The organism is Paenibacillus vini, assembly GCF_018403325.1.
GTDB lineage: Bacteria > Bacillota > Bacilli > Paenibacillales > Paenibacillaceae > Fontibacillus > Fontibacillus vini.
Genome location: NZ_BOSL01000002.1, coordinates 390,032 through 414,103, shown reverse-complemented (window position 1 = coordinate 414,103; position 24,072 = coordinate 390,032). Strand labels below are relative to the sequence as shown.

The following is a 24,072-nucleotide window of genomic DNA, read 5'->3' as shown; positions in this document are numbered from 1 at the left end:
TGTCATAACTTGTCCGTTTCGAACATATGGTGTTATTATACCAAACCTGCAGAAAAGGAGCAGTTCCATGAAAAGTCATTTTTCCAGCAATGTGATGACCGCAAGAGGCAAAGCCTGGCAAGTTCGAATTCTTCTGTCCCAATGGAAAAAAGAAGCCGGCGGAAGCACTAAAGTCAAAGACTTCATTCAACTGCATAGCTCTGGCTTAAAATAAATCGACCTGAATCGACAATATTAGTGTTCAAATGATAAGTAGATGGTTAATGGTTAAAGGGGTGAATTTGAAATCTATGTTGAAAGACGAAGAAACAAATCATTCGGTTTCCGTTTCGCTTGGTGACGATATATCTTTTCTAAATTTGGAACGCCTCATCCGTTGCGGAGAGCATAAACAAGCCTTAGATACAATTCTGGAATGGAAAAACAATGATCGGCCATTCTCTGAAGAATTTGCTGAATCATTGGAGCAGCTTTCGCTTCTGGCCCGTTTATGCCTTGGAGACGTCACCGTCCAGTCTTTGACTCATTCCGGAGCCAACACCTACGAATTCATCTCCTCCCTCATTCAGCGTTCCGTCCAGTTGGGTCTGTTGGATCTTGCAGACGAATTAACCGGAGGTAACGATACATATCATCTTTGCGAATCAATTATCTCACTATATACTGAAGGTTACGTAGAACGCGCTAAGTCCAAATTAATGCAACTGAATGCTGCGTTGTTGACGGAGGCACAACCTCCCTTTACACGCCCCGCCTATATTTTTGGCGAAATACTGCATGACGAAGGTCGATTTGAGGAAGCTGCCGTCATCTTTGAACGAATTGCTCAACAATTTCCGGATATGGCAAAAGCACGTTTTGCAGCAAGCTCCTGCTATTTACATACGACGATGAACCGACTGATGGGACGCATTGAACTTTATCGCCCCGGAGAAGAAGAACAGCTCAGGATTGAGAAGTATTTGAACGATATTTCCGAAGCCCTGAACATTGTTCACAGTACGAATTGGCATACAAGCTGGAGCCCCGCTCAAAGCCGGAACCTCCCTCCTCAGCCTTCTAAAGTTATTCATTAGCAAAATACAATAGGTTAAATCATAACAGCCGCCAATCAGCGAATAGCTAACTGGCGGCTGTCTGTAACTTAAATGAAGCGATTCATTAATTGACTTTCAGAGACTGAGCGACAATTTCCAAAGCATATTCAGCCACTTTTACAATGTCGGCAGCTTTGATCCGCTCTTCGGTGGTGTGGATATTTTCGTATCCGACCGCCAGGTTGACGGTTGGAATGCCGAAACCGTTAAATACATTGGCATCGCTGCCGCCGCCTGAAATGAAAGTGCTGCCTGACAGCCCAAGCTGAACGGCTGCTTTTTTCGCCAGAACGACTACATCGTCGTCATCGTTAAAATGGAATGCCGGATAGGCAAGATCACTGCTGAATTCAAATTTCGTTCCATACTCCCGGCAGACCGCTTCAACCGCTTCCTTCATGCTCTCGATCTGCTTGTTGATTTTCTCAAGCGAGGTGCTCCGGGCTTCCGCATACAGTTTAACGTAATCCGGAACGATATTCGTCTCGCCCCCACCTTCGAATTTTCCGATATTCGCGGTTGTCGTCTCATCGATCCGCCCCAAATTCATTCTGGCAATCGCTTTGCCAGCTACCTGGATCGCGCTGATGCCATCCTCCGGATTTACGCCGGCATGCGCCGATTTGCCGTAAATCTCAATATCGATTTGTGCGCGGGTTGGCGCCCCAATGCAGATGGACCCCACTTCCCCGTTGGAATCGATCGCGAAGCCGTACTTCGCATCCAGCTGGCCGGCATCCATCGCTCTGGACCCGGTAAGCGCTGACTCTTCGCCTACTGTAATGACGAATTGAATTTGTCCATGCGGCAGATTGTTCTCCCGCAGCACCTGAATGACTTCAAGTAACGCTGCAACTCCCGCCTTATCGTCCGACCCGAGAATTGTCGTGCCGTCGCTGCGGATCCATCCGTCTTCGCCAACGATGGGTTTGATTCCGTTTCCTGGTGCTACCGTGTCCATATGGCAGGTAAACAAAAAGGGAGCTGCGGAAGATCCCGTTTCTCCGCTAGCTTTCAATGTTGCGATCAGGTTCCCTGCCGCGTGACCGGTCCGGGATGCGGAGTCATCCTCCACTACATCAAGCCCAAGCTCTGTGAACTTGGCTTTCAGCACGTCCGCAATTTGGCGCTCATGTTTGGTTTCGCTATCGATTTGCACCAGTTCCAGAAACTGGTTGATTACTCTGTCCTTGTTGATCACTGGACTTTCCTCACTTTCATTTTTACGATAAAATAAGATAGACTGTTCAAAATCAATCGAAGAAGGAGTTATATACATTATGCAAAGAAAGTGGCTTAAAGTCGTTGTATATTTAATGCTGTTCGCGATGGTAGCTTCTACACTACTAGCTTTATTGGAACCTATTTTCCTTCGCTAAAACAGGTTTAAAGATCCGGAATAGCCAAACAGGTCATTAAAATAAGGGACAATCCCCTCTGCGGCCTGCTCTACCGTGAAATTACGTCCGGTAACATCCTCCAGGGAAGTAACGCCGTATTCCTGAATGCCACACGGGATGATTCCCCGAAACCCTTCTTCCTGAATCCCCTGCTTGACGTTAAAGGCAAAGCCATGACTCGTTATAAACCCTTTGCGGTGGCGGCATTTATTGAATTTCACGCCGATAGCGCAAATTTTTTCGTCCCCGACCCAGACGCCGGTATATTCCGGCTTTCTTGATCCTTTAATTCCGTATGCTCCCAAATAATCAATGATGACCTGTTCCAGGTCTCGCAAGTACCCGTGCAGGTCAAGCCCTTTGCTGCTGTCGAGCCACAATAACGGATAACCGACAAGTTGACCGGGACCGTGGTATGTAATATCCCCGCCCCGGTCGATTTCAAACAGGGAAATGCCCCGGTCGCGAAGCTGGTCGGGTCCAAGGAGCAAATGCTCGGGATGCCGCTGCGAGCCGATCGTATAGGTCGGCGGATGCTGAAGAAGCAGCAGGTGTTCCCCCTGCTGCTGCTCATCCATCGCTTTTACAATTTGCTTTTGCTTGTCCCAGGCTTCCCCGTATTCCATTTCTCCGATATATGAGATCCTAATGGATTTCGTCATGCTGATTTTGTCCTCCAAATCAATAGACTTGAGTGTCCAGGGAGTAGCTCTCCATATTATCTTTAACCCGCTGCATAAACCGTCCGCAAATGACGCCGTCCAGAATCCGGTGATCCAGCGACAGGCACAAGTTGGCCATCGAGCGTACCGCGATCATATCGTTGATGACGACCGGCTTCTTCACAATGGATTCAAAAGTCAGAATCGCAGCTTGCGGGTAATTGATGATCGGCTGGGTCAAAATAGATCCGAAAGATCCGGTATTGTTTACGGTAAAGGTACCGCCTTGCATATCGTCCAGCTTCAGCTTACCGGCACGCACCTTGGTGGCAAGCTCATCGATTTCACGGGCCAGACCTGCGATATTCTTCTGGTCCGCTTTCTTGATAACCGGCGTCAGCACGGAATCTTCCGTACCTACAGCCAGAGAAATATTAATGTCCCGCTTCACGATAATTTTGTCAACGGCCCATACCGAATTCATGATCGGATAATCTTTGATGGCGCTGACTACCGCTTTAAGCAAAAAGGCGAGGTAGGTCAGGTTGACGCCTTCCTTTTTCTTGAACTCGTCTTTAATTTTGTTCCGCAGTTGGACAAGATTGGTCACGTCGACCTCGATCATCATCCAGCCATGAGGAATTTCCGAGACGCTTTGGCGCATCCGGGTTGCGATCGTATTGCGAATCGGGGTCACGTCGATAAAATACTCCGAGCGGTCCCCGCCCTCTACCTCGATCGTCGGAATCCGCGGCGTTTCGGTCAAATGCAGACCGGAATGGCGGACAGGCTCGAAGGCTGCGCGGCTCAAGTCCGCTGAAATGCCGCCGGGACTGGACGTCGGTACGGCAGGTTGCTGAGCTTGAGGCTGTTGAGCCGAAACGGATTGCGCTTGCTGCGTCGGCGCTTGCGCCACAGGGGCCGAAGATCCGGCTCCGCCGTTTTCGAGATAATTCAATACGTCTTTCCGTGTAATGCGGCCGCCCAAACCGGTTCCCGGTACGTTGCGCAAATCAATGTTATGCTCCGCGGCCATCGTTTGTACGGCCGGAGAGTAACGGCTCCGTTGCGACTGATCCGAGGATGCCGAAGCAGTTGACGCAGCAGCCGGGGTTCCGGCCGATGTCTGAGAATGGCCTCCTGCAGCAGTTGCAGGAGCGGAGTCTGCAGACTCCGTTTCAATCCGGCAAATGACCGTGCCGACCGAAATCTCCTGGCCTTCCTCCGCAAGCAATTCGCCCATGATACCGTCCAGCGTGGACGGAATCTCGGCATTAACTTTATCCGTGATGACTTCACAGATCGGTTCATATTGTTCTACTCTGTCGCCCGGCTTCTTCAACCATTTGCCGATTGTTGCCGATACGAGCGATTCCGCAAGCTGCGGCATAAGGACATCGGTTAATTGTTTATTGGATGACATATTTACTCACTCCCATTTGTTAAAAAAGCGCCAATTGCGTCATAGCTTCTTTAACTTTATCCTTGCTCAGCATAAAGAATTTTTCCATCGGCGGACTGATCGGCATCGCCGGTACGTCCGGACCGCAAAGTCTTTGGATCGGCGCATCCAGCTCGAACAGGCACTCTTCGGAGATGATCGCCGCCACTTCGGCGCCGACGCCGCCCGTTTTATTGTCCTCATGAACAATAAGTACCTTGCCAGTCTTGCGAGCGGCTGCAATAATCGCTTCGCGGTCGAGCGGCTGAATCGTGCGAAGATCCAGAATGTGAGCGCTGATGCCTTGCTCGGCTTCCAGCTCAGCTGCCGCCTGCATCGCAAAGTGCAACGGCAAACTATAGCCGATTACCGTGATATCCGTACCTTCTCGCAATACATTCGCTTTACCGATAGGCACGATGTAGTCGTCTTCCGGTACGTCTTCCTTAATCAGCTTGTAGCACTTTTTATTCTCAAAGAACAGGACCGGATCCGGATCTCGGACAGCCGCTTTAAGTAATCCTTTGGCATCGTAGGCCGAATAAGGAGCGACGATCTTCAATCCCGGTGTCCCGAAAAAGATCGACTCCGGACACTGCGAGTGGTACAACCCGCCGAATATCCCGCCGCCGATCGGAGCGCGGACCACGACAGGGCAGTTCCAATCGTTATTGGAACGATAGCGGATTTTGGCCGCTTCGCTAATAATCTGATTTGTAGCCGGAAGCATGAAATCGGAGTACTGCATTTCGGCAATCGGCTTCATGCCGTACATCGCGGCACCGATAGCCACGCCGGCAATGGCCGATTCCGCAAGCGGAGTATCCATCACGCGCAGTTCACCGAACTGTTCCTGTAACCCTTTGGTGGTCGTAAATACGCCGCCTTTTACACCGACGTCTTCCCCAAGCACAAATACGTTCTCGTCCCGCTCCATTTCTTCCTTCATCGCGAGACGGATCGCATCGATATATTCCATTACCGGCATGATTAAACCTCCCCTTCGCTGGCATACACATGCAGGAGCGTATCTTCCGGTTTCGGAAACGGAGCCAATTCGGCCGATTCGATCGCTTCTTTAAGCTGTTGGGAAATCTCCCTGCTCAGCGCCTCATCCTGTTCTTCACTCCACAAGCCATTTTCCACCAAATACTGCTTCATCTTCGGAATCCCGTCTTTTCTCCAGTTCTCATCGACTTCTTCTTTCGTCCGGTAAGCCAGATCGTTATCGGAAGTAGAGTGAGGGGAAAGCCGGTACATCATCGCTTCGATCAAGGTCGGTCCTTCGCCGCGGACAGCGCGTTCACGAGCCTCTTTAACGACTCTGTACACTTCGAGCGCATCGTTGCCGTCGACGCGGATTCCCGGGAATCCATAACCTAGCGCCCGGTCAGACACTTTACCGCCGAGCTGCTTCTTGATCGGTACGGAAATCGCGTATTGGTTGTTTTCACACATGAAAATGACCGGCAGCTTCTGTACCCCGGCAAAATTCAAGCCTTCGTGGAAATCCCCTTGATTGCTGGAGCCTTCTCCAAAGGTTACATAAGATACGATGTCTTTCTTCTGCATTTTGGCAGCCAGCGCGATCCCGACCGCATGCGGTACTTGCGTTGTCACCGGACTGGACCCGGTTACGATCCGAAGCCGCTTGGAACCGAAATGGCCCGGCATCTGACGGCCGCCGCTATTCGGATCATCCGCTTTGGCAAACGCCGACAGCATCAATTCCTTCAGACTCATGCCGACTGTAAGCACAAAGCCGTAATCGCGGTAATATGGCAAAAAATAGTCCCGTTCACGGTCAAGCGCAAACGCCGCAGCTACCTGTGCCGTTTCCTGTCCGATACCGGAGACGTGAAAATTAATCTTGCCCGCCCGCTGCAGCAGCAAATTCCGTTCATCGAATTTCCGCGCGAGCAGCATATATTTGTACATGTCGACCACTTCGGCATCCGACAATCCGAGCTGCTCATGTTTTGGCTGAGTTTTAATTGAACTTTTTGCATTCATGGGAGTTACCTCCTTTAATTGGCACCCTCGCCTGATTTTAATCTCATCTTAAAACCTGGTACTAAGACTTGGGTTAACCTTATTATAATCCCTTTCGGCCTAAAAAGAAAATATAATAGTTGCATCAAAGGGATAATGAGCGTCCTTCCACTGCGAGCGCCGCTTCTCCGATGATTTCGGAAAGCGAAGGATGGGCAAATACCGCTTGTCCGATTTCCCAAGGCGTCGCATCCAGCAATTGGGCCAGCGCCGCCTGTGCGATCAGTTCGGTTGCATGTGCTCCGATGATTTGAACGCCGACAAGATCATTGGTGACGGCATCGGCCACAATTTTTACGAAGCCTTCGCGCTCTCCCTGCACCAGCGCTTTACCGATAGCGGAGAAAGGCACTTTGGCGGTTTTCACTTCCCGGCCTTGCTGCTTGGCTTCCTTCTCGGTAATCCCTACGGATGCAACTTCAGGTCGCGTATACACGCAGCGCGGTACCTGAGACGCCTCGTAGGCGTGGGATGACTCGCCGGCCAGGTGGTTCACGGCGACCAGACCTTCGTGACTGGCCGCATGCGCAAGCTGCAGTCCCCCGATGCAATCACCGATCGCGTAAATATGCGGCTCCGTCGTCTGCATATGCTCGTTGACACGGATGAAGCCTTGCTGCAGGCCGATATCGGTGTTTTCGAGTCCGATATTTTCCACGTTGGCCTGCCGGCCTACCGACACCAGCAGCTTGTCTCCTTGCAGGATAGTCACATCATCCCCGCGCTGCGCGGAAATATGTACGAGGCCGTCCTTCACTTCGTACGAATCAGTCAATACTTTAACTCCGGTCATCACCGTAACTCCGCGCTTTTGCAGCTGTTTCTGCAGCTCGCGTGCCACCTCTTCGTCCTCGGCCGGGAGCAGTTGATCCGCCGCTTCAACGACCGTGACCTGAACGCCAAAATCATTAAGCAGGGATGCCCATTCTACGCCGATGACTCCTCCGCCGACAATCAGCATCGATTCCGGAAGCTCCTCCATGGACAAAGCTTCATCGCTGCTAAGGATATGCTTGCCGTCCGGGATCAAGCCGGGAAGGAAGCGAGGCCGGGAACCTGTGGCGATGATCAGATTGGCCGGAACTACGGTCTCCATTTCGCCGTCACTCAGTTCAACCGCCACGGCTCCACTTTTAGGCGAGAAGATCGAAGGTCCGATAACCCGGCCTTTCCCTTGGAGAACCTGGATTTTATTTTTACGCATCAAATATTGAACGCCTTTATGTAGCTGATCGACGATTCCCTGTTTTCTCTCCTGCACTTTCGGGAATACCAGAGTAACGCCGCTCGTCTCAATTCCGAAACTGGCGCTATCTTTCATCTGGGCATAAAGCTCCGCGCTTCTAAGCAGCGCCTTGCTTGGAATACAGCCCCGGTGCAGGCAGGTTCCGCCAAGCTTGTCCTGTTCTATAATCACGACTTCCTTGCCAAGCTGGGCCGCGCGGATCGCCGCGATATAACCTCCGGTTCCGCCGCCGAGTACCGCCACATCGCATGAAATAGTCATAATTTACACTCCACCATTCTTATTGAATAATAATCTTTTACCATTGTACCTTGTTTTTAGCCTAATACAAATAAGCTACTAAATGGACAGAATTTAAAGAAAACGGTATGATAATAAAAAAAAGTTTTGACGAAAGGAAGTAGCCTGATCCGATGAAACTGATGATCTCCAGGTTTATCGCCGTCATCATTTTGGTCATCCCCGGCATCGCGGCCATGACCGGCTTTTTGAAGATGAAGGACGCTTTGTTTATATATATGTCCGATCATGGAGACGATACTCTCTCCGCCGTTACGTTCGACTGGTTGAACTTTACGGTCGGCCTGCTGCTGTTTGCGGTCGGTATCGGATTTCTTGGAGGCTGGATTTTCTTCAGGGACCGCAAGCGGAACTACGTCGGACCTAGAAAAAAAGCCCGCAAGCAGGCTGCAGAAACACGGCCCTGAATTGCCGGTTGAATGAATCATAAGTCTAGCTGAACGAGTCGTAAGGAGTGGGACATGCTATCTTTTGTACTGACATTAAAACGCCTGCTCAGCGGCCTGCGTCATTCGTTCAAGAAGCATCATTTTCAAGTGCTGATCTTCCTGATCGCAGCCACTTTGTTATCGGGTACCTTATTCTATGTTAAAGTGGAACATCTACCTTGGCTCGACGCCCTTTATTTCTGTGTAGTTACCCTGACTACAGTCGGCCATCCCGAATTTGTCCCTCAAACCTCACTTGGAAAAGTATTCACGATGGTTTACGTGTTCGCAGGTATCGGTCTTACCTTTAGCACAATCTTCGAAATCGCGGCCGGGATTATGTTCCCGCGAACGGGCGGTCAACGCGGCCTTCGAACGAAAGACGACCCAACGGAACAGGAACCGGACAAATCCGGCAATTAAAAAATCTTTCCCGCGCAATTCCGTGGGAAAGATTTTTTTTAGATGTCAGAATGTATAAACTTCGTAGCATTAGCTGCCTGATATCGCAAGAAAAACTTCCGCTAAACGCGGTCTGGCTTCCGTGAAAGTACATCGATAGACGTTTTTCTTATGATGGTTTCGCCTTATTCATACAAGGCGTCTCTCAGCTTGCTGGACATTCTCGGGCTGCTCCCTGCGGAAAGCCGGAGAATTGTTTTACGCAGCCTGACATTCTCCGCATGCAGGCTTTGCGTCTTTTCTATAAGCTCCTTAATCAGGTCCTGCTCTTCTTTGTTTAAAGCGGGATGCTGCAATAACTCCAGATGGGGACCCAAGTTCAAATCGTTGTTGTCCGGCATCTTATCCCCTCCTCAATCTCTGGCTCAAAACATGTTCATTGTACCACGTACAAATGTTTATATAAACCACAGATAACGGGGCGTATCGCGGGCATACCGGTTGTAGGTTTCTCCAAAAGTATGCTTCAGATGTCTTTCTTCCTGAATGATCAGCAGATGGAAGAAGAGCAAATTGCAGACACCGACTATAAGCGCGAGCAGGTTTGGGTACATCATCATGAAGCCGATAAACATCAGGTCGAAGCCGGTAAAAGCCGGGTTTCTGCTATAACGGTATATGCCGTTCGTTACTAGTGACGTTTCGGTGGATTTATCGATGCCAATACGCCAGGATGTTTTCATATACAGCATCGCCGCGATAAACACGCTCAAACCGATACCGGCCACGATAACCCCCATCCATCCGACAGGACGGGCAAATGAGATGGAACGATAATTCCCGATCCCCAAGCTGTTCAAGAACCATAGGATAGCCCAACAAAACGAAGATATTTTGACAGCCGTTTCAACGATCACAGTAGCAGGCGGCTTGTTTCCTTTGCCCAATACATTGGCGGAAATCCGATTTCTTCTGGATAACAGAACGAGTTTCATGAAATAACTTATAACGAAAGTAAAAAATAGAATTAGACTGATCACGTCTTTGATATCCATTTCCTTCATCTCCTACACCAGCAGTGGTGAATGGCGAATCAACGGAGTTTCAATTTGAACCGTGGCGTGAGTAATCCGATATTGCTCCTCCAACATCGATAACGCCTCCTGCAATATCCTTTGCTGATCCTCTTGCTCACCGATCACTAAATGGCAGCTAAGAGAATCCATACCCGAAGTAATCGACCAAATATGCAAATCGTGAACCTCTTGGACACCCATAATACGCTCCAAATCTTCCTTGACCTTGTTCTGGTCGATGGATGCAGGCACTCCTTCCATCAGCACGTGCAGCGACTGGACTATGACGCCCCATGCCCCTTTAAGAATCAACAATGCGACAAGAACACTTATGATCGGATCAAAAATATACCAGCCGAAGGCCCACATTACGATACCGCCCAAGATAGCCCCCACAGATCCCAGCGCATCACCCAGGACGTGCAAATAAGCGCTCCTGTAGTTGATATTTCCTTTAACATCGCCTTTCTTAAGCAGCGCCCAGGCACTTGCCAGATTTGCAGCCAAACCGATAAAGGCAATCAGCATCATAGGCCCGGTGGACACAGTCGGCGGATCGAAAAATCTGCCGTAGGCTTCCCTGATGATAAAACCGGCGATGACGAACAAGGTAATCCCGTTTAGCAGAGCGGCGAGAATCTCGGTTCTGTAATAACCGAAGCTTCTCCGGGAAGATGCCGGGCGTGCGGCAAACCAGATCGCAATAAGACTTAGCACCAGAGAACTGGCATCGCTGAGCATATGACCTGAGTCGGAGAGCAAGGCCAAGCTGTTGGTAATCAACCCTCCAAAAAACTCCAGAACAGCTATCGAGGCCGTAATTAGCAGTGCAATGAGAATGCCTTTCTTGTTGCCCGATCTTGCTGAATGATGATCTCCGTGATGATGTCCATGAGCATGGCTGTGAGAATGACCATGGGAATGGTTATGATGGCCATGATTGTGATCATGATTTTTATGATTATGCATGTCCTTCGCCTCCCTCATCACAATTGGCATGCTCGATCGCTTGACTTAACAACGAAATAACATGATCATCATCGCAGCTATAATACATCGTATTTGCGGATCTTCTGAATTTCACAAGCCGCAAATTCCGCAAAAAGCTTAGTTGGTGAGAAACGGCGGATTGCGATAACCCCAAAACCTCAGTCATGTGCGTAACGGAGCACTCTTCCTCCGACAGTAGGTATAGAATCCGGATACGCGTCGGATCGGCCAATGCTTTAAAAATCGTCGATACACTGTCAATGGTAGTGTCCGTTAAAAAAGAATGCGTATTTTTATCCATCATGAATCACTCCTGAATTCGTATATGAGCATATGCTCATATATAGAATAGTCTTAACGGTATATATTGTCAATGCTTAAATAATAAAAAATCTCCTCTACTGGTTGAGTAAGCCTTAACCAATAAAGGAGATTCACAGCTAAAAATACGGCATGCAACATGATATTGATATCTGTATGCAAAGTCGTTCTGGATGTCTGCATCATTTTAACCCGTTATTCCTTATCCCTTTTGGGGAACGGATCCTTTCACGACACCTTATGCTCAATTCTCAGCTTATCAGCCACCATCGCGATGAACTCGGAGTTCGTCGGTTTGGATTTGCTGATGTTGATTGTATATCCGAAAAGATGGCTAATGGAGTCGATATTGCCGCGCGTCCAAGCGACTTCGATCGCGTGGCGAATGGCGCGTTCGACGCGGGATGGTGTCGTTTTGAACTTTTCTGCGATCGCCGGATACAAAGTTTTTGTAATAGCCCCCAAAATTTCGATGTTATTGTAGACCATTGTTATTGCCTCGCGCAAATACTGATATCCCTTAATATGTGCAGGAACTCCGATTTCATGAATGATTGACGTAATATTTGCATCCAGATTCTTTCCTTTTCCTAACGGCACCACATTGGATTTCGTAAATGGCGTGGATGTAGTTCCACTGGACGTCTGTACGCCGACAAGTTGGCGAATCCGGTTAGCCAGAACTTCCATATCAAATGGTTTGAGGATGTAATACGATGCCCCGAGCTGGACGGCACGTTGTGTGATATTCTCCTGGCCGAAAGCGGTCAACATAATGATTTTCGGCTGCGGGTTCAAATTAAGGTCGCGCAAACGCTCCAATACACCGAGTCCATCCAAATGCGGCATGATGATGTCCAAAATCAACACGTCCGGAACTTTTGGAGCATTGTCGATCATCTCCAGCACTTCTTCACCATTGTATGCAATCCCCGAGATGACCATATCGTCCTGCCCCGAAATATATTCCGCGAGCAAATTTGTAAATTCCCGATTATCATCCGCCAATAACACTTCAATTTTCTGCACCGACTTTTGTCCTCCTTAAGTAAAATGATTAAGTATTTTTATTTTCTCTTCTTCCAGAATAAGGATTCGACACGCAAAAGTAAATTCCTTCTGTCGAAAATTATTTTTCTTTATTTTTTTATTATGTTGATATATAATGATACATTTATTTACACAATTTTATCTGATTCATTTTTATTCGACAAAAACCATCGTACAATCCGATTTAAAGCAAAAATCTTAAGGCGATTAACCCGCCTTAAGATTTTGGGAAGAGCTCTGATTTCCTTGCAAAATGCCGGCATCTTGAAGCATCCATTCAATAAAGCATCCGTAACCGGAACGCGGATCGTTGACAAAAACATGGGTTACCGCGCCGATTAACTTACCGTTCTGAATGATTGGACTTCCGCTCATTCCTTGGACAATCCCGCCGGTCTTATCGATCAGTCTCGGATCGGTAATTCTAAGCACGATCCCTTTGGTCTCCGGGGCGTTTTGCTTAGATACATGAACGATTTCGACCTTGAATCTTTCCACCTTTTGCCCCTCGACGACCGTCAAAATTTCAGCCGGACCCTCTTTGACCTCATCAGAGAAGGCGACCGGAATCGGCGCTTGATACACGCTATGGTCAGGGTTCTGCCCCATCTTCCCGAAAATGCCGAAATGCGTGTTGCGCTCAATATTCCCCAATATCTTTCCTTCCTTAACGAAGTGCGCGCGTTTTTCACCAGGTTCGCCGCTCTCGCTCTTGGAAATCGAAGTTACGCTCGATTGAAGAATTTCTCCGCTGCCCACGACAATCGGAGTTTGGGTATTCATATCCGTAATAATATGTCCCAGGGCCCCGTACACGCCCTGATCCGGCGCATAAAACGTCAACGTGCCGACACCGGCCGCCGAATCCCGGATGTACAGACCCATCCTCCAGGCACGGTCCTGCCCGTCAAAAGCGGGGGTCAACGACGTGTTAAACGATTTTCCGCTCCGCTTATAAGTGATTTTCATCGGTTTGTTTGCTTTTCCCGCTTTTCCGGCAATTTCGGCAACATCTTTAACGTCCTTCAATTGAACGCCGTCAATGTGCGTAATTAAATCGCCGACCTGCAATCCGGCGGCTTCACCCGGGGAGACTCTCCGGTTATTGTCATTTACTTGGTGATGGCCGACAATCAAGATTCCGGCCGATTTCACTTTGACGCCGATGGTTTGACCGCCGGGGATGACTTTCAAATCGGGAATTACATTAACCTTTACGGTTTTGAGGGGGATTTGACCGAATAATTTCATGCGAAGCTTGGCTTCTCCGCTGTGTAAGGACGATAAGTTTAGCGGGTCTCCTAAGGATACCTTCATGGTCGGCACCGCTTGACCGTTCAGCATGACGACGTCGGGCCGATCTACACTGACGCTTGCCTGTACCGGCAAAGCCAAATGGATTTGCCGGCCCTGCCCTTGAAACAAACGAAGTTCATCGGGCAGTTGCGGTAGGCGGCCTTCAGCCGCGGAGGTACCAAGAAAACAAAAGAAGAAGGCAAATAAAAGGCCGAGCAGTCTTTTCCTGAGGTTCGGGTTCAACGGCTTTCACGCTCCCTTAGCTTCTTTCGCTTGACGAAAAGGTGGTCGCCAATTGCGTACCTATAAGATACCCCGGGTCAGGCCTTTTATTACTGTCAATCATTGTCCCGGCACACCACTTCCCTTTAAACCGGGAACTTCTGCGCCTTGGCCAAATTCAGCATTTCCTGGGCATGATGCTTCGTTTTTTCCGTAATTTCTACGCCTCCGAGCATACGGGCCAGCTCCATTACCCGCTCTTCTTCCGAAAGCTGTTCAACACGGGTCATCGTCCGGCCTTCCTCGACAACCTTCTCGATCAGATACTGTTGATCCGCCATGCAAGCCACTTGCGGCAAATGCGTGATGGAGAACACCTGGCATGTCTGAGACAAACGGTACAGCTTCTCTGCGATCGACTGAGCCGCACGCCCGCTGACCCCGGTATCCACTTCGTCAAATATAAGTACGGGCACCTCGTCATGCCTTGCAAAAATGCTCTTGAGCGCCAGCATAATCCGCGACAGCTCTCCTCCGGAGGCAATTTTGCTTAACGGCCGGAGCGGCTCGCCCGGATTCGGGGAAATCAGAAACTCAGCGTTGTCGATCCCTTGCTTGCCCGGACGCAACTTCTGACCATTCCATTCAATACCGTGAGGATCTTCATTCCAAGCCAACTTCACTTGGAGGGAAGTTCTGCCCATTTGCAGGTCCTTCAGCTCGTTCTCAATCTGACCGGCTAATTCGTCTGCCTTTCTGGCGCGTACCTCGCTTAATTTAACTGCCTTTTCCATCAATCCTGTAAGCAGCTTTTCCCGACGGAGTTGAAGCTGTTCCAAAAGTTCGTCTTTATTTTCAAGTGTATCCGTTTCTCGCCGGATTTTATCGTAATATTCCAAAATCCCTTCCACGCTGTCCCCGTATTTGCGGCGTAAGGTGGAGATCATATTCAGCCGGTCTTCCACTTCTTCCAGTCTTTCGGGATTAAATTCGATGTTCTCGCGGTAAGACCGCAAACTGAACGAAGCATCCTCCAGCTGATAATAAGCGGATTGAAGCTGCTCAAGCAGCGGATTAACCTGTTTGCTGTCGTAAGACGCAACCTCGTTTAACCGTGAGATCGCCTTGGCTACCGCCTCAAGCCCCTGAGCTCCGTACAACATGTCATAGGCCTGAGAGATGGAATCCATCATTTTCTCGCTATGGGATAGTCTGACCTTTTCTTCCGAAAGCAATTCATCTTCTCCGAGTTTTAAACCCGCCGCAGAAATTTCCTCCAGCTGAAAACGATACAGATCGAGCATCTGCAATGCCTGCTGGCTCGTATTACGGAGCTCATTCCATTCCTTGTTTACCTTAACGAAACCCGAATAAGCTTCCTGGTATTCCGCTTTAACGGGCCCGATCTCATTCGCTCCGTAGGCATCCAGAAGCTCAAGATGGCGTTCGGGTCGGAGCAGGGTTTGGTGTTCATGCTGTCCGTGTAAATTAATCAGGCTTTCCCCGATTTGACGGAGCATCGTTAAATTAACGAGCTGTCCATTGATTCTGGCCGTGCTTTTCCCTTGGGCACTGATTTCCCGCCGGATGATCAGCGACTCGGCAGGGTCGCCCCCGATGCCGAACTCTGCCAGAGTGGCCCAAACAGAGTGGCCTTCAGGCAAGTCAAATGAAGCCTCCATTTCGGCCTTATCGCAGCCGTAACGGATCAAATCCGCGGAACCGCGACCGCCGGCAATAAGCCCGAGGGCATCAATTATGATCGATTTACCGGCGCCAGTCTCCCCGGTCAATACATGAAACCCCGGATGGAACGTAATATCCACCGCTTCAACCACAGCCAAATTACGTATACTTAAATGGACCAGCACGCAACGACAACTCCCTTCGAACGCAAAAATATAGAAGGTATTACTTATGAAATGAAGTTCATGATCTGTTTGATCACGAACTGACTGTATTCCTCATCCCGGCAAATCATCAGGATCGTATCATCCCCGCATATCGTACCGAGCAAATCCGGCCATTCCATATTGTCGAGCAGGACGGCGACCGAGTTGGCTGTCCCTGGAAGGCATTTCACGACGACAAGATTGCCGGTATGATCGATATGAACAAAGCTGTCGACCAAAGCGCGTTGGAGCTTCTGAACCGGATTGTACCGCTGTGCGGTCGGCATGGAATACTTATATCTGCCGTCATCCGTCGGAACCTTGATCAGCATAAGCTCTTTAATATCCCTGGACACCGTGGCTTGGGTTACTTGAAAACCCGCATTCCTTAGCGCTTCGACCAGCTCGTCCTGGGTTTCTATTTCCTTGTTTGCTATAATCTCACGTATTTTGATATGTCTTTGACCCTTCATAACGTCCTCCATGGCCCTTCATGGGCTGATTCGTCTTCATCTTCGTCTGTCGTTAAGGCAATTTCTTTGAGGGTTCCCTGCTCACTATCCACATACAGCAATCCCGCACAATCGGGATACAACAGCAGATAAGGTAACAGATCTCTTCGGAGGCCGCTGCCTGTCCATTCGATGGGCAATCGTTCCCGCGCGGTTCTTACCAGATAGAATTCCCCATCTTTGACCGCGATATAGTCGATAAACAATCGGCTATGGAGAATTTGGCCATCCACTTTAAAAGCAAGCGGTACCTTCAGCTTGTCGCTGACCACCTCATAACCGGCTGTCTCCAGCACATCTACGGCCGGATGCTCCACAATCTCCTCGTTCATCATGAATCCGATCCCTGAGCGCAAAGTAAACGGCTTGCGGACCCATGAGCGGAAACCGCGATAGCCGAGATACAGCGCGATCCCCGCAATGACAACCATCAGCAGACCGTCGGAATAATCCCCCATAACTCAATCACCTCAACTGACTTATTCGACGCAAGAATCCTCAGCTCCTGTCAATCAGGAACAATATATAGGTCAGCAATAAAGTCATGTCTCGAGATATTTATATTATAGGGGAACGCCTGTTCCGTTGGCAATATCCAAAAATCAAAAACCCGTCATTTCGACGGGTTCGCATGAAATGTCCGCGCGGCTTCCTCAATCACGCGCCGTGACATTTCGGTTATTTGCTCCGGTCCTGTTTCGTCTGAACCCGGCTCTTCGTTCAGGCCGAAATGCGCCAAAAACTCAATGTTGCCTTCACCGCCGGTAATCGGGGAAAACGTGAGTCCTTTCAGAGCAAAACCAAGCTCCACAGCGAAACCAAGCACCGTTTCCAGCACCTCAAGATGCACTTTGGAATCGCGAACTACGCCGGATTTCCCCACCTTGTCACGTCCCGCTTCAAACTGCGGCTTGATCAACGCCGCGACATCTGCCGGCCGCTTCAGCAATTCCAGCAAGGGAGGCAGAATGATTTTCAGCGAAATAAACGAAACGTCGATGCTTGCGAAATCCGGTGTCGGCCCATCCAAATCATCGGGCGTCATATACCGGAAGTTGGTCCGTTCTTTCACATTGACGCGCTCGTCGTTCCGAAGCGACCAATCGAGCTGATTATATCCGACATCGATGGCATATACGTAATCGGCTCCGTTTTGCAGAGCGCAATCCGTAAAGCCTCCGGTCGAGGATCCGATATCGAGCATAGTCCGCCCTTTCAAATCAATGCCGAATGTTCTAAGCGCCTTTTCCAGCTTCAGCCCGCCCCTGCTCACATAGGGATGGACCGATCCTTTTACGGTTAGCGGAATATCACGGGGTACCTTTGTTCCGGCTTTCTCGATCCTCTCCGACCCGCTGAGAACGAGACCCGCCATGATCGCGGCTTTCGCCTTCTCCCTGCTTTCAAAAAAGCCCTGCTCCACAAGCAGGACATCGATACGTTCTTTGGATACAGACATCGAATTCTCCTGACTTTTCCCGGTGAAAGGAGAAACTCGCGGACGGAGAGTCCGTCTGCGAGCATTCACCATCCCTATTTTAAAAGCTGTTGAATCATTCTTGATTTATGGTTCTTCATATCTCGTTTAGCTTAAAAAGGCTTCGCTTTCTTGCCGAATGCAAACTGCTGGCCGGAGCGGTACTTAAGAACTTCACCGACAACATTCTCCGCCGTCAGACCGACTTCCTGCAATTGTTCCTTGATGCTTCCGTGTTCAATGAATCGGTCCGGAACTCCCATCAGGCTGATATCGAGACCTGAAAGTCCGTGCTCCGCATAAAATTCCAGCACCGCGCTGCCCAGACTGCCGGCTTGGGACGCCTCTTCCAGTACGATCATTTTTCCGGGACGACGAGCCAGACTCAGCAGCATGTTATCATCCAGCGGCTTCAAGAACCGGGCATTGACCACCGCGGCCTGAATGCCTTCCCGTTTCAGCATTTCGGCGGCTTCCTCGGCGACCTGAACCATCGGTCCAACGGCCATGATGACCAGCCCTTCACCTTCGCGAAGCATTTCCCAGCTTCCGATTGGAATCGGAACCAGCTTCTCGTCCAGAGGAACACCAGGAACATTGATGCGTGGGTACCGATATGCGATCGGCCCGTCGTTGTATTCCAAAGCCGTCTTCATCATATGGCGCAGTTCATTCTCATCTTTTGGCATCATGAGTACCATGTTCGGAATGTGGCGCAAAAAGGCGATATCGAAAACGCCCTGATGCGTTTCCCCATCGGCTCCGACAAATCCTGCCCGGTCGATGGCGAACATGACATTCGCATTATGACGGCAGATGTCATGAACGATCTGATCATATGCACGCTGCATGAAGGTGGAATACACGGCAAAGACCGGCTTCATCCCTTCCAGCGCCATCGCCGCACACATCGTGGCTGCATGTTGTTCGGCGATCCCTACATCGATCATTCGTCCAGGGAACCGCTCGCCGAATTTAACCAATCCGGAACCCCCAGGCATAGCCGGAGTTACCGCAACGATTCGATCGTCCTGTTCGGCCAGCTCGATCAGCGTCTCCCCGAATACCTCGGTATACATTGGATTTCCAACGGCCTTCAGCAGCTGGCCCGATTCGATTTTGTACGGGGAAGTAATCCCATGCCACTTAAAGGAATCTTCCTCCGCAGGCGTATATCCTTTGCCCTTCGTAGTCAGTACATGAACAAGTACAGGGCCTTTAACATTGTTAGCCTGATTAAAAGAGTCGATAAGCCCTGGAAGATCATGCCCGTCGACCGGTCCTAAATACTTGAACCCGAGCTCTTCGAACAGCACGCCGGATACCATTAAATACTTCAGGCTGTCCTTTACTCTTTCGGCCGTTTTCGCCAGCTTGCCGCCAATGGCAGGAATCTTCTTGAGCAATTGTTCCACTTCGTCCTTCGCACGCAAATAATTGCGGTCCGAACGGATTTTGGTCAAATAATTGTGCATGGCGCCGACATTAGGCGCGATCGACATTTCGTTGTCGTTCAGGATCACCATGAGATCCTTCTTTTCGTGCCCGATATGGTTCAGTGCCTCGAAGGCCATGCCTCCGGTAAGCGCTCCGTCTCCGATAACGGCTACCACTTTGTGCTGCTCACCTTTAAGATCACGAGCCAAAGCCATACCCATGGCCGCCGACAAAGAAGTGCTGCTATGACCGGCTTCCCAGACGTCATGCTCACTCTCGCAACGCTTCACAAAGCCGCAAAGTCCGTTTTGCTTCCGCAGCGTATCGAAACGGTCCATCCGGCCGGTTAAAATTTTGTGCACGTAAGCCTGATGGCCTACGTCGAAAATAAACTTATCCTGCGGGCTGTTATAACAATAATGCAGCGCGATGGTCAGTTCGACCACGCCCAGATTGGGAGCTAAATGTCCACCCGTGATTGAGAGCTTTTCAATTAAAAATTGGCGAATTTCGGCCGCAAGCGGAGTCAATTCCTCAATCGAACATGACTTCAAATCGCCGGGCCCTTTAATTTGCGAAAGCAGCACCCAAATTCCCCGCTTTCCTATATGGATTTCTGTCTGTGTAAGTTTAAAACATCAACTTGTTGATAATAGCCTTTATTATAGCACATGATCCGGAATTGTCGAAAATGACCCCATTAATGATCTCTCTGCAATAAATAATCGGCGATGGCCAGCAGATGATCCGGGTTCGGAATGTTACCTTCGGTTATCGCGTCTTTGGCGGATCGGGTCAACCGGTCCACTTCGGCGCGAGATGCCTCCAGGCCTATAAAATAAGGATAGGTAACCTTTCCTTGCTTCACGTCGCTCTGCGTTTTTTTGCCGAGCTTGGTCTCATCGCCCACAAGATCCAGAATGTCGTCCTGAATTTGAAAAGCGAGACCGATCGAACGCCCGTAAGTTTCGAGTGCGGCGAGCTGCGTTTCCGAGGCGGACGCGATCCGGCCTCCGGCCTTCAAACAGAAGACGATTAGATCCCCGGTCTTATGCTCGTGGATATACCGAAGCTGTTCCAGATCGGTAAGTCCCTGTTCACCTTCCATGTCCGCAACCTGGCCGCCTACCATACCGGATGGTCCGGCATATACGGCGAGTTCTTCAATGATCGACAGAACGCTTTCGGCGCTGATTCCATACTGGCGCGAGGCTTGAACGACATTGTAAAAAGCATGGGTCAACAGTCCGTCACCCGCTAGGATCGCCATTGCTTCCCCGAACACTTTATGGTTCGTCAGCTTGCCGCGCCGGTAATCATCGTCATCCATTGCAGGTAAATCATCATGGATCAGCGAGTAGGTATGTACCATTTCCACGGCGCAGGCGACGGGCAGCGCAGCCTCACGGCTCGCTCCCAGCGACTCCGCCGCGGCAACGACGAGCAACGGCCGCAGCCGTTTGCCCCCGGCCATCAGTGAGTATTGCATCGACTTCGCAAGCCGTTCAGGTACGTTCCAGGCTCCCGGCAGAAACTCCTCGAGCCGGGAACCGACCAGCCCCGAAATCTCTCCGATATAGCTTTGAATCGAAGTACCCGAAGCCTTATCCAAGCGAATCGCTCTCCTCTGCCAATGAATTGAACGGCTTCTTGGTGATCTCTCCGTCCGTTTCCACGATCATTTCGATCTTGCGCTCCACCTGTGACAGCTTCTGGCTGCAAAGCTGTGACAGCTGCATACCTTTTTGGAACAGATCGATCGCCTGTTCCAACGGCACGTCTCCCCGCTCCAGTTGGGAAACGATATCTTCCAGCTGATTCATCGCCTCTTCAAAATTAAGACCCTGTTGTTCCTCCGCCATCTTCACCTGCTCCTTTCCGCATGCCCCATACTTGGCAATCCAGTTCCCCGTCGGTAACTTTAACCTTCACCATGTCGCCGGGTTCCACATCATTCATCGATTTGATCAGCTTTTTGCCTTGTTCGTCATACACCAGGCTGTATCCCCGTCCCATAACCTTCAAAGGACTCAACATATCCAACTGACGGATTCCGGACGTCAGCTGCTGTGATTTGTCCCGCAGGAGGGCGGTCATCGCCTGGCGGAGCAGCCGGTCTCCTTCGCTCTGGCGACGCTTCGCGAAGAGCAAGCTCTCCTGCGGATGGTACCGCAGCAGACGCTGATGCAACCGGCCGTGCCGGGCATCCGTCAGCTCCTTGCGGGACATCATCCGCGCCTGCAGCCGCGTCTTCAGCGTATCCAGCCGCTCCGCGTGCTGGAGCAGCGCCCGCTGCGGCTGTCGCATGGCCGGCGACTGCTGGAGCCGGCGGAGCCGCTCGCGCGCCTGAGCCAGGCGATGCTGCAGGCCCTGCTGCAGCATCTGCTCGCGCTGGCGCAGCTGCGCCTTCAGCTCGGCCGTGTGCGGCACGGCGAGCTCAGCGGCGGCGGTGGGCGTAGCGGCGCGCAAGTCCGCGACGAAATCGGCGATGGTGAAGTCCGTTTCGTGCCCTACGGCCGAAATGACCGGGATCCCCGATTCGTAAATCGCGCGCGCGACCGGCTCTTCATTGAACGCCCACAGCTCTTCCAGCGAGCCGCCGCCCCGGCCGACGATCAAGACGTCGGCCTCGCCGCTCTCGTTCATCGTCCGGATCGCCTTGACGATCGAAGGAGCCGCTCCCTTCCCCTGCACCAACACCGGGTACAGGACGACGGAAGCCTGCGGATAACGGCGCTGCAGCGTCGTAAGAATGTCGCGGACAGCCGCTCCGGTCGGCGATGTAATAACGCCGATCACATGCGGAAACCGCGGCAACGCCCGCTTCCGTCCCGGTGCAAACAGACCTTCGGCTTCCAGCTTGTTCTTTAATTGTTCGTAAGCCAGGTACAAACTGCCGATGCCGTCCGGCTGCATATGCGTCGCATAGAACTGGTATTGGCCGTCCCGCTCGTAAACCGTGACGTTCCCCCGGGCGATTACCCGGGAGCCTTCCTTCGGAATGAAAGGAAGCCGCCGGTTATGCGTTGCGAACATGATACTCTTGATCCGGCTGCTTTCATCCTTCAACGTAAAGTACATATGTCCGCTCGAGTGGTGCGTGAAATTCGAAATCTCGCCGCGAATCCACACCTCGGACAATAAGGTGTCCGACTCCATTTTCATCCGGATGTACCGGTTCAATTCTTTGATGGATAAAACGCGCTGTTCCACGGGGCTTTCCCCCTTTCCGCTCTGGCCTGCGTCCTAATGTTCTTACTAAGCCAGTCCGCCTAACCGTTTTGCCGCGATCAGCGTATTTTGCATCAGCATCGTGATCGTCATCGGTCCCACACCGCCAGGTACCGGCGTAATCGGACCGGAAACTTCCTTCACGGATTCAAAATCCACGTCGCCGGCCAGTTTGCCGTTCTCCAAACGGTTCATGCCCACATCGATAACCACAGCACCGGGCTTCACGTACGACGCGTCAACAAAGTTGGCCCGCCCGATTGCCACTACTAGAATATCCGCCTGCTGCGTCAATTCCTTCATGTTGGCCGTCCGCGAATGACACATCGTCACCGTGGCGTTCTCCCGCTGCAAAAGAAGGGATACCGGCTTGCCGACAATATTGCTGCGGCCGATAACTACGGCATGCTTTCCGGCCATTTCAATTCCTGTCCGCTTGATGAGCTCAATCACTCCTGCCGGTGTACACGGCAGCAGGCTGTCGTCCCCGATCACGAGGTTTCCGACGTTCACTGGATGGAAGCCGTCTACGTCTTTTTCCACAGCAATCGCATTGATCACGGACTTCTCATCTATATGGTTAGGCAGCGGCAATTGCACGAGTATGCCGTGAATATTGTCTTGGCGGTTAAGCTTGTCCACAAGAGCCAACAACTCTTCTTGGGTCGTCGATGCAGACAGACGATGAACCTCCGAGTAATAGCCGAGGTCATGACATGCCTTCTCTTTATTCCGGACATATACCTGAGAAGCCGGATCTTCCCCGACGAGAACAACCGCGAGACCAGGGGTTAATCCCTGCTTCGTCAGAAGCTCGACCTCGCCGCGAAGCGCTCCCCGGATCTCTTCCGAAACTTGTTTACCGTTAATGAGTGGTGCTGACATGATATCCTCTCCTTTTATGGCTTGTTTATATATGTTTAGATCTTGGCCTTAAGCTGATCCAAGTCCTGTATCATCTTACCGAGCACACCGTTGACAAATTTGCCGGACTCCGTTGTACCGAAATGTTTGGCAAGCTCAATCGCTTCATTCACCGCTACTTTCCCGGGAACATCATCACGGAAAATCATTTCATACACGGCTTGACGGAGTACTTGACGATCAACCTTGGACAAGCGGCTGATTTGCCAGCCTTTCAAATAATCGGACAACAGTCCGTCGATCGCTTCCTTCCGGCTCCACGTTCCGTTCACAAGCTCCAAAATGAAATCCTTGGCTTTAGCCCCGGTCAAATCGGTAACCTCGACTTCTCCCTCATTCTCGCCGGCCGCTTCGGCCAACAGCATCGTCACCGCTTCCTCAGCTTCAACCTCGTTCATTTCCATATGATACAAACTTTGCACCGCAATTTCTCTCGCCAATCTCCGTTTCATGGACTGCCTCCTTGATTAAGTTGAACCTATCTTAATGATGAGCCAAAAACGCTTGGATCATCACAATTTCCTTATTATAAAAAGATGAGCCTTCTGAAAATTTACAACGGCCTTCATTACGCAAAAAAACCTGTAACATGCTCTCTCCACAAAACGGGCAAGAT

General features: G+C 50.6%; 27 protein-coding genes. 5 read left to right on the top strand and 22 right to left on the bottom strand.

Going from position 1 to position 24,072, the window contains the following annotated elements; genetic code table 11:
* Nucleotides 1–67 precede the first annotated feature (67 nt).
* Nucleotides 68–214, top strand: a complete 147-nt coding sequence (locus KJS57_RS05270; protein ID WP_211019566.1) for a Z-ring formation inhibitor MciZ — start codon at nucleotides 68–70, stop codon at nucleotides 212–214.
* A gap of 76 nt (nucleotides 215–290) precedes the next feature.
* Nucleotides 291–1,076 (top strand): tetratricopeptide repeat protein, encoded by a 786-nt coding sequence (locus KJS57_RS05265; RefSeq protein ID WP_213654003.1) that lies wholly within the window; start codon nucleotides 291–293, stop codon nucleotides 1,074–1,076.
* 85 nt (nucleotides 1,077–1,161) lie between these two features.
* On the opposite strand, the gene KJS57_RS05260 is transcribed toward KJS57_RS05265, so the two are convergent.
* The gene (locus KJS57_RS05260) at nucleotides 1,162–2,298 is read right to left on the bottom strand and encodes a M20/M25/M40 family metallo-hydrolase (protein WP_244861401.1); all 1,137 of its coding nucleotides are present in this window, start codon (nucleotides 2,296–2,298) and stop codon (nucleotides 1,162–1,164) included.
* 79 nt (nucleotides 2,299–2,377) lie between these two features.
* Here KJS57_RS05260 and prli42 point away from each other — a divergent pair, with 79 nt between their 5' ends.
* Complete coding sequence (gene prli42 / locus KJS57_RS26595; protein WP_280520358.1) at nucleotides 2,378–2,476, top strand: stressosome-associated protein Prli42; 99 nt, start codon at nucleotides 2,378–2,380, stop codon at nucleotides 2,474–2,476.
* Here the strand turns inward: prli42 and lipB are convergent.
* The 5 genes from lipB to lpdA form a co-directional block, all read right to left on the bottom strand.
* Nucleotides 2,473–3,159: a lipoyl(octanoyl) transferase LipB gene (gene lipB, locus KJS57_RS05250; protein WP_213654001.1), complete on the bottom strand. Its 687-nt coding sequence runs from the start codon at nucleotides 3,157–3,159 to the stop codon at nucleotides 2,473–2,475. The two genes, prli42 and lipB, sit on opposite strands and share 4 nt — an antisense overlap.
* A gap of 19 nt (nucleotides 3,160–3,178) precedes the next feature.
* Entirely contained in the window at nucleotides 3,179–4,582 is a 1,404-nt protein-coding gene (locus KJS57_RS05245; RefSeq protein WP_213654000.1) for a dihydrolipoamide acetyltransferase family protein, read from the bottom strand.
* Nucleotides 4,583–4,601: 19 nt separating this feature from the next.
* Nucleotides 4,602–5,588, bottom strand: a complete 987-nt coding sequence (locus KJS57_RS05240; RefSeq protein ID WP_213653999.1) for an alpha-ketoacid dehydrogenase subunit beta — start codon at nucleotides 5,586–5,588, stop codon at nucleotides 4,602–4,604.
* A gap of 2 nt (nucleotides 5,589–5,590) precedes the next feature.
* Complete coding sequence (locus KJS57_RS05235) at nucleotides 5,591–6,613, bottom strand: thiamine pyrophosphate-dependent dehydrogenase E1 component subunit alpha (RefSeq protein ID WP_211019572.1); 1,023 nt, start codon at nucleotides 6,611–6,613, stop codon at nucleotides 5,591–5,593.
* A gap of 124 nt (nucleotides 6,614–6,737) precedes the next feature.
* A complete protein-coding gene (gene lpdA / locus KJS57_RS05230) occupies nucleotides 6,738–8,159 on the bottom strand; it encodes a dihydrolipoyl dehydrogenase (RefSeq protein ID WP_213653998.1) in 1,422 nt (473 codons plus the stop codon).
* 152 nt (nucleotides 8,160–8,311) lie between these two features.
* Between lpdA and KJS57_RS05225 the strand changes: the two genes are divergently transcribed.
* Nucleotides 8,312–8,605: a DUF2627 domain-containing protein gene (locus KJS57_RS05225; protein ID WP_211019574.1), complete on the top strand. Its 294-nt coding sequence runs from the start codon at nucleotides 8,312–8,314 to the stop codon at nucleotides 8,603–8,605.
* Nucleotides 8,606–8,659: 54 nt separating this feature from the next.
* The gene (locus KJS57_RS05220; protein WP_213653997.1) at nucleotides 8,660–9,049 is read left to right on the top strand and encodes a potassium channel family protein; all 390 of its coding nucleotides are present in this window, start codon (nucleotides 8,660–8,662) and stop codon (nucleotides 9,047–9,049) included.
* A gap of 164 nt (nucleotides 9,050–9,213) precedes the next feature.
* Here KJS57_RS05220 and KJS57_RS05215 read toward each other — a convergent pair whose 3' ends face one another.
* The 16 genes from KJS57_RS05215 to nusB form a co-directional block, all read right to left on the bottom strand.
* Nucleotides 9,214–9,429 (bottom strand): hypothetical protein, encoded by a 216-nt coding sequence (locus tag KJS57_RS05215; protein ID WP_213653996.1) that lies wholly within the window; start codon nucleotides 9,427–9,429, stop codon nucleotides 9,214–9,216.
* Between the two features lie 57 nt (nucleotides 9,430–9,486).
* Entirely contained in the window at nucleotides 9,487–10,083 is a 597-nt protein-coding gene (locus KJS57_RS05210) for a methyltransferase family protein (RefSeq protein ID WP_213653995.1), read from the bottom strand.
* Nucleotides 10,084–10,095: 12 nt separating this feature from the next.
* Nucleotides 10,096–11,073 carry a cation diffusion facilitator family transporter gene (locus tag KJS57_RS05205; protein WP_213653994.1) on the bottom strand — a complete coding sequence of 326 codons (978 nt, stop codon included), beginning with the start codon at nucleotides 11,071–11,073 and terminating at the stop codon, nucleotides 10,096–10,098.
* Nucleotides 11,066–11,395 carry an ArsR/SmtB family transcription factor gene (locus KJS57_RS05200; RefSeq protein ID WP_211019579.1) on the bottom strand — a complete coding sequence of 110 codons (330 nt, stop codon included), beginning with the start codon at nucleotides 11,393–11,395 and terminating at the stop codon, nucleotides 11,066–11,068. Before KJS57_RS05200 ends, KJS57_RS05205 begins: the two co-directional genes overlap by 8 nt.
* Before the next feature lie 248 nt (nucleotides 11,396–11,643).
* Complete coding sequence (spo0A, locus tag KJS57_RS05195) at nucleotides 11,644–12,444, bottom strand: sporulation transcription factor Spo0A (protein WP_211019580.1); 801 nt, start codon at nucleotides 12,442–12,444, stop codon at nucleotides 11,644–11,646.
* 228 nt (nucleotides 12,445–12,672) lie between these two features.
* A complete protein-coding gene (gene spoIVB / locus KJS57_RS05190; protein WP_213653993.1) occupies nucleotides 12,673–14,004 on the bottom strand; it encodes a SpoIVB peptidase in 1,332 nt (443 codons plus the stop codon).
* Nucleotides 14,005–14,129: 125 nt separating this feature from the next.
* Nucleotides 14,130–15,854, bottom strand: coding sequence for a DNA repair protein RecN (gene recN, locus KJS57_RS05185; RefSeq protein ID WP_213653992.1), 1,725 nt, complete (start codon nucleotides 15,852–15,854; stop codon nucleotides 14,130–14,132).
* Between the two features lie 44 nt (nucleotides 15,855–15,898).
* Nucleotides 15,899–16,348, bottom strand: coding sequence for a transcriptional regulator AhrC/ArgR (ahrC, locus tag KJS57_RS05180; RefSeq protein ID WP_211019583.1), 450 nt, complete (start codon nucleotides 16,346–16,348; stop codon nucleotides 15,899–15,901).
* Entirely contained in the window at nucleotides 16,345–16,845 is a 501-nt protein-coding gene (locus KJS57_RS05175; RefSeq protein WP_213653991.1) for a hypothetical protein, read from the bottom strand. Before KJS57_RS05175 ends, ahrC begins: the two co-directional genes overlap by 4 nt.
* A gap of 155 nt (nucleotides 16,846–17,000) precedes the next feature.
* On the bottom strand, nucleotides 17,001–17,846 hold the full coding sequence (locus KJS57_RS05170; protein ID WP_213653990.1) for a TlyA family RNA methyltransferase: 846 nt from the start codon (nucleotides 17,844–17,846) through the stop codon (nucleotides 17,001–17,003).
* Nucleotides 17,847–17,977: 131 nt separating this feature from the next.
* The gene (gene dxs, locus KJS57_RS05165; protein ID WP_211019586.1) at nucleotides 17,978–19,888 is read right to left on the bottom strand and encodes a 1-deoxy-D-xylulose-5-phosphate synthase; all 1,911 of its coding nucleotides are present in this window, start codon (nucleotides 19,886–19,888) and stop codon (nucleotides 17,978–17,980) included.
* 113 nt (nucleotides 19,889–20,001) lie between these two features.
* A complete protein-coding gene (locus KJS57_RS05160; protein ID WP_213653989.1) occupies nucleotides 20,002–20,913 on the bottom strand; it encodes a polyprenyl synthetase family protein in 912 nt (303 codons plus the stop codon).
* On the bottom strand, nucleotides 20,906–21,163 hold the full coding sequence (gene xseB / locus KJS57_RS05155) for an exodeoxyribonuclease VII small subunit (RefSeq protein WP_211019588.1): 258 nt from the start codon (nucleotides 21,161–21,163) through the stop codon (nucleotides 20,906–20,908). Before xseB ends, KJS57_RS05160 begins: the two co-directional genes overlap by 8 nt.
* A complete protein-coding gene (xseA, locus tag KJS57_RS05150; protein WP_373316801.1) occupies nucleotides 21,138–22,466 on the bottom strand; it encodes an exodeoxyribonuclease VII large subunit in 1,329 nt (442 codons plus the stop codon). The genes xseB and xseA overlap by 26 nt, the downstream gene beginning before the upstream one ends.
* Nucleotides 22,467–22,559: 93 nt before the next feature.
* Complete coding sequence (gene folD / locus KJS57_RS05145) at nucleotides 22,560–23,417, bottom strand: bifunctional methylenetetrahydrofolate dehydrogenase/methenyltetrahydrofolate cyclohydrolase FolD (protein WP_211019590.1); 858 nt, start codon at nucleotides 23,415–23,417, stop codon at nucleotides 22,560–22,562.
* A gap of 35 nt (nucleotides 23,418–23,452) precedes the next feature.
* Nucleotides 23,453–23,908: a transcription antitermination factor NusB gene (nusB, locus tag KJS57_RS05140; protein WP_211019591.1), complete on the bottom strand. Its 456-nt coding sequence runs from the start codon at nucleotides 23,906–23,908 to the stop codon at nucleotides 23,453–23,455.
* Nucleotides 23,909–24,072 lie beyond the last annotated feature (164 nt).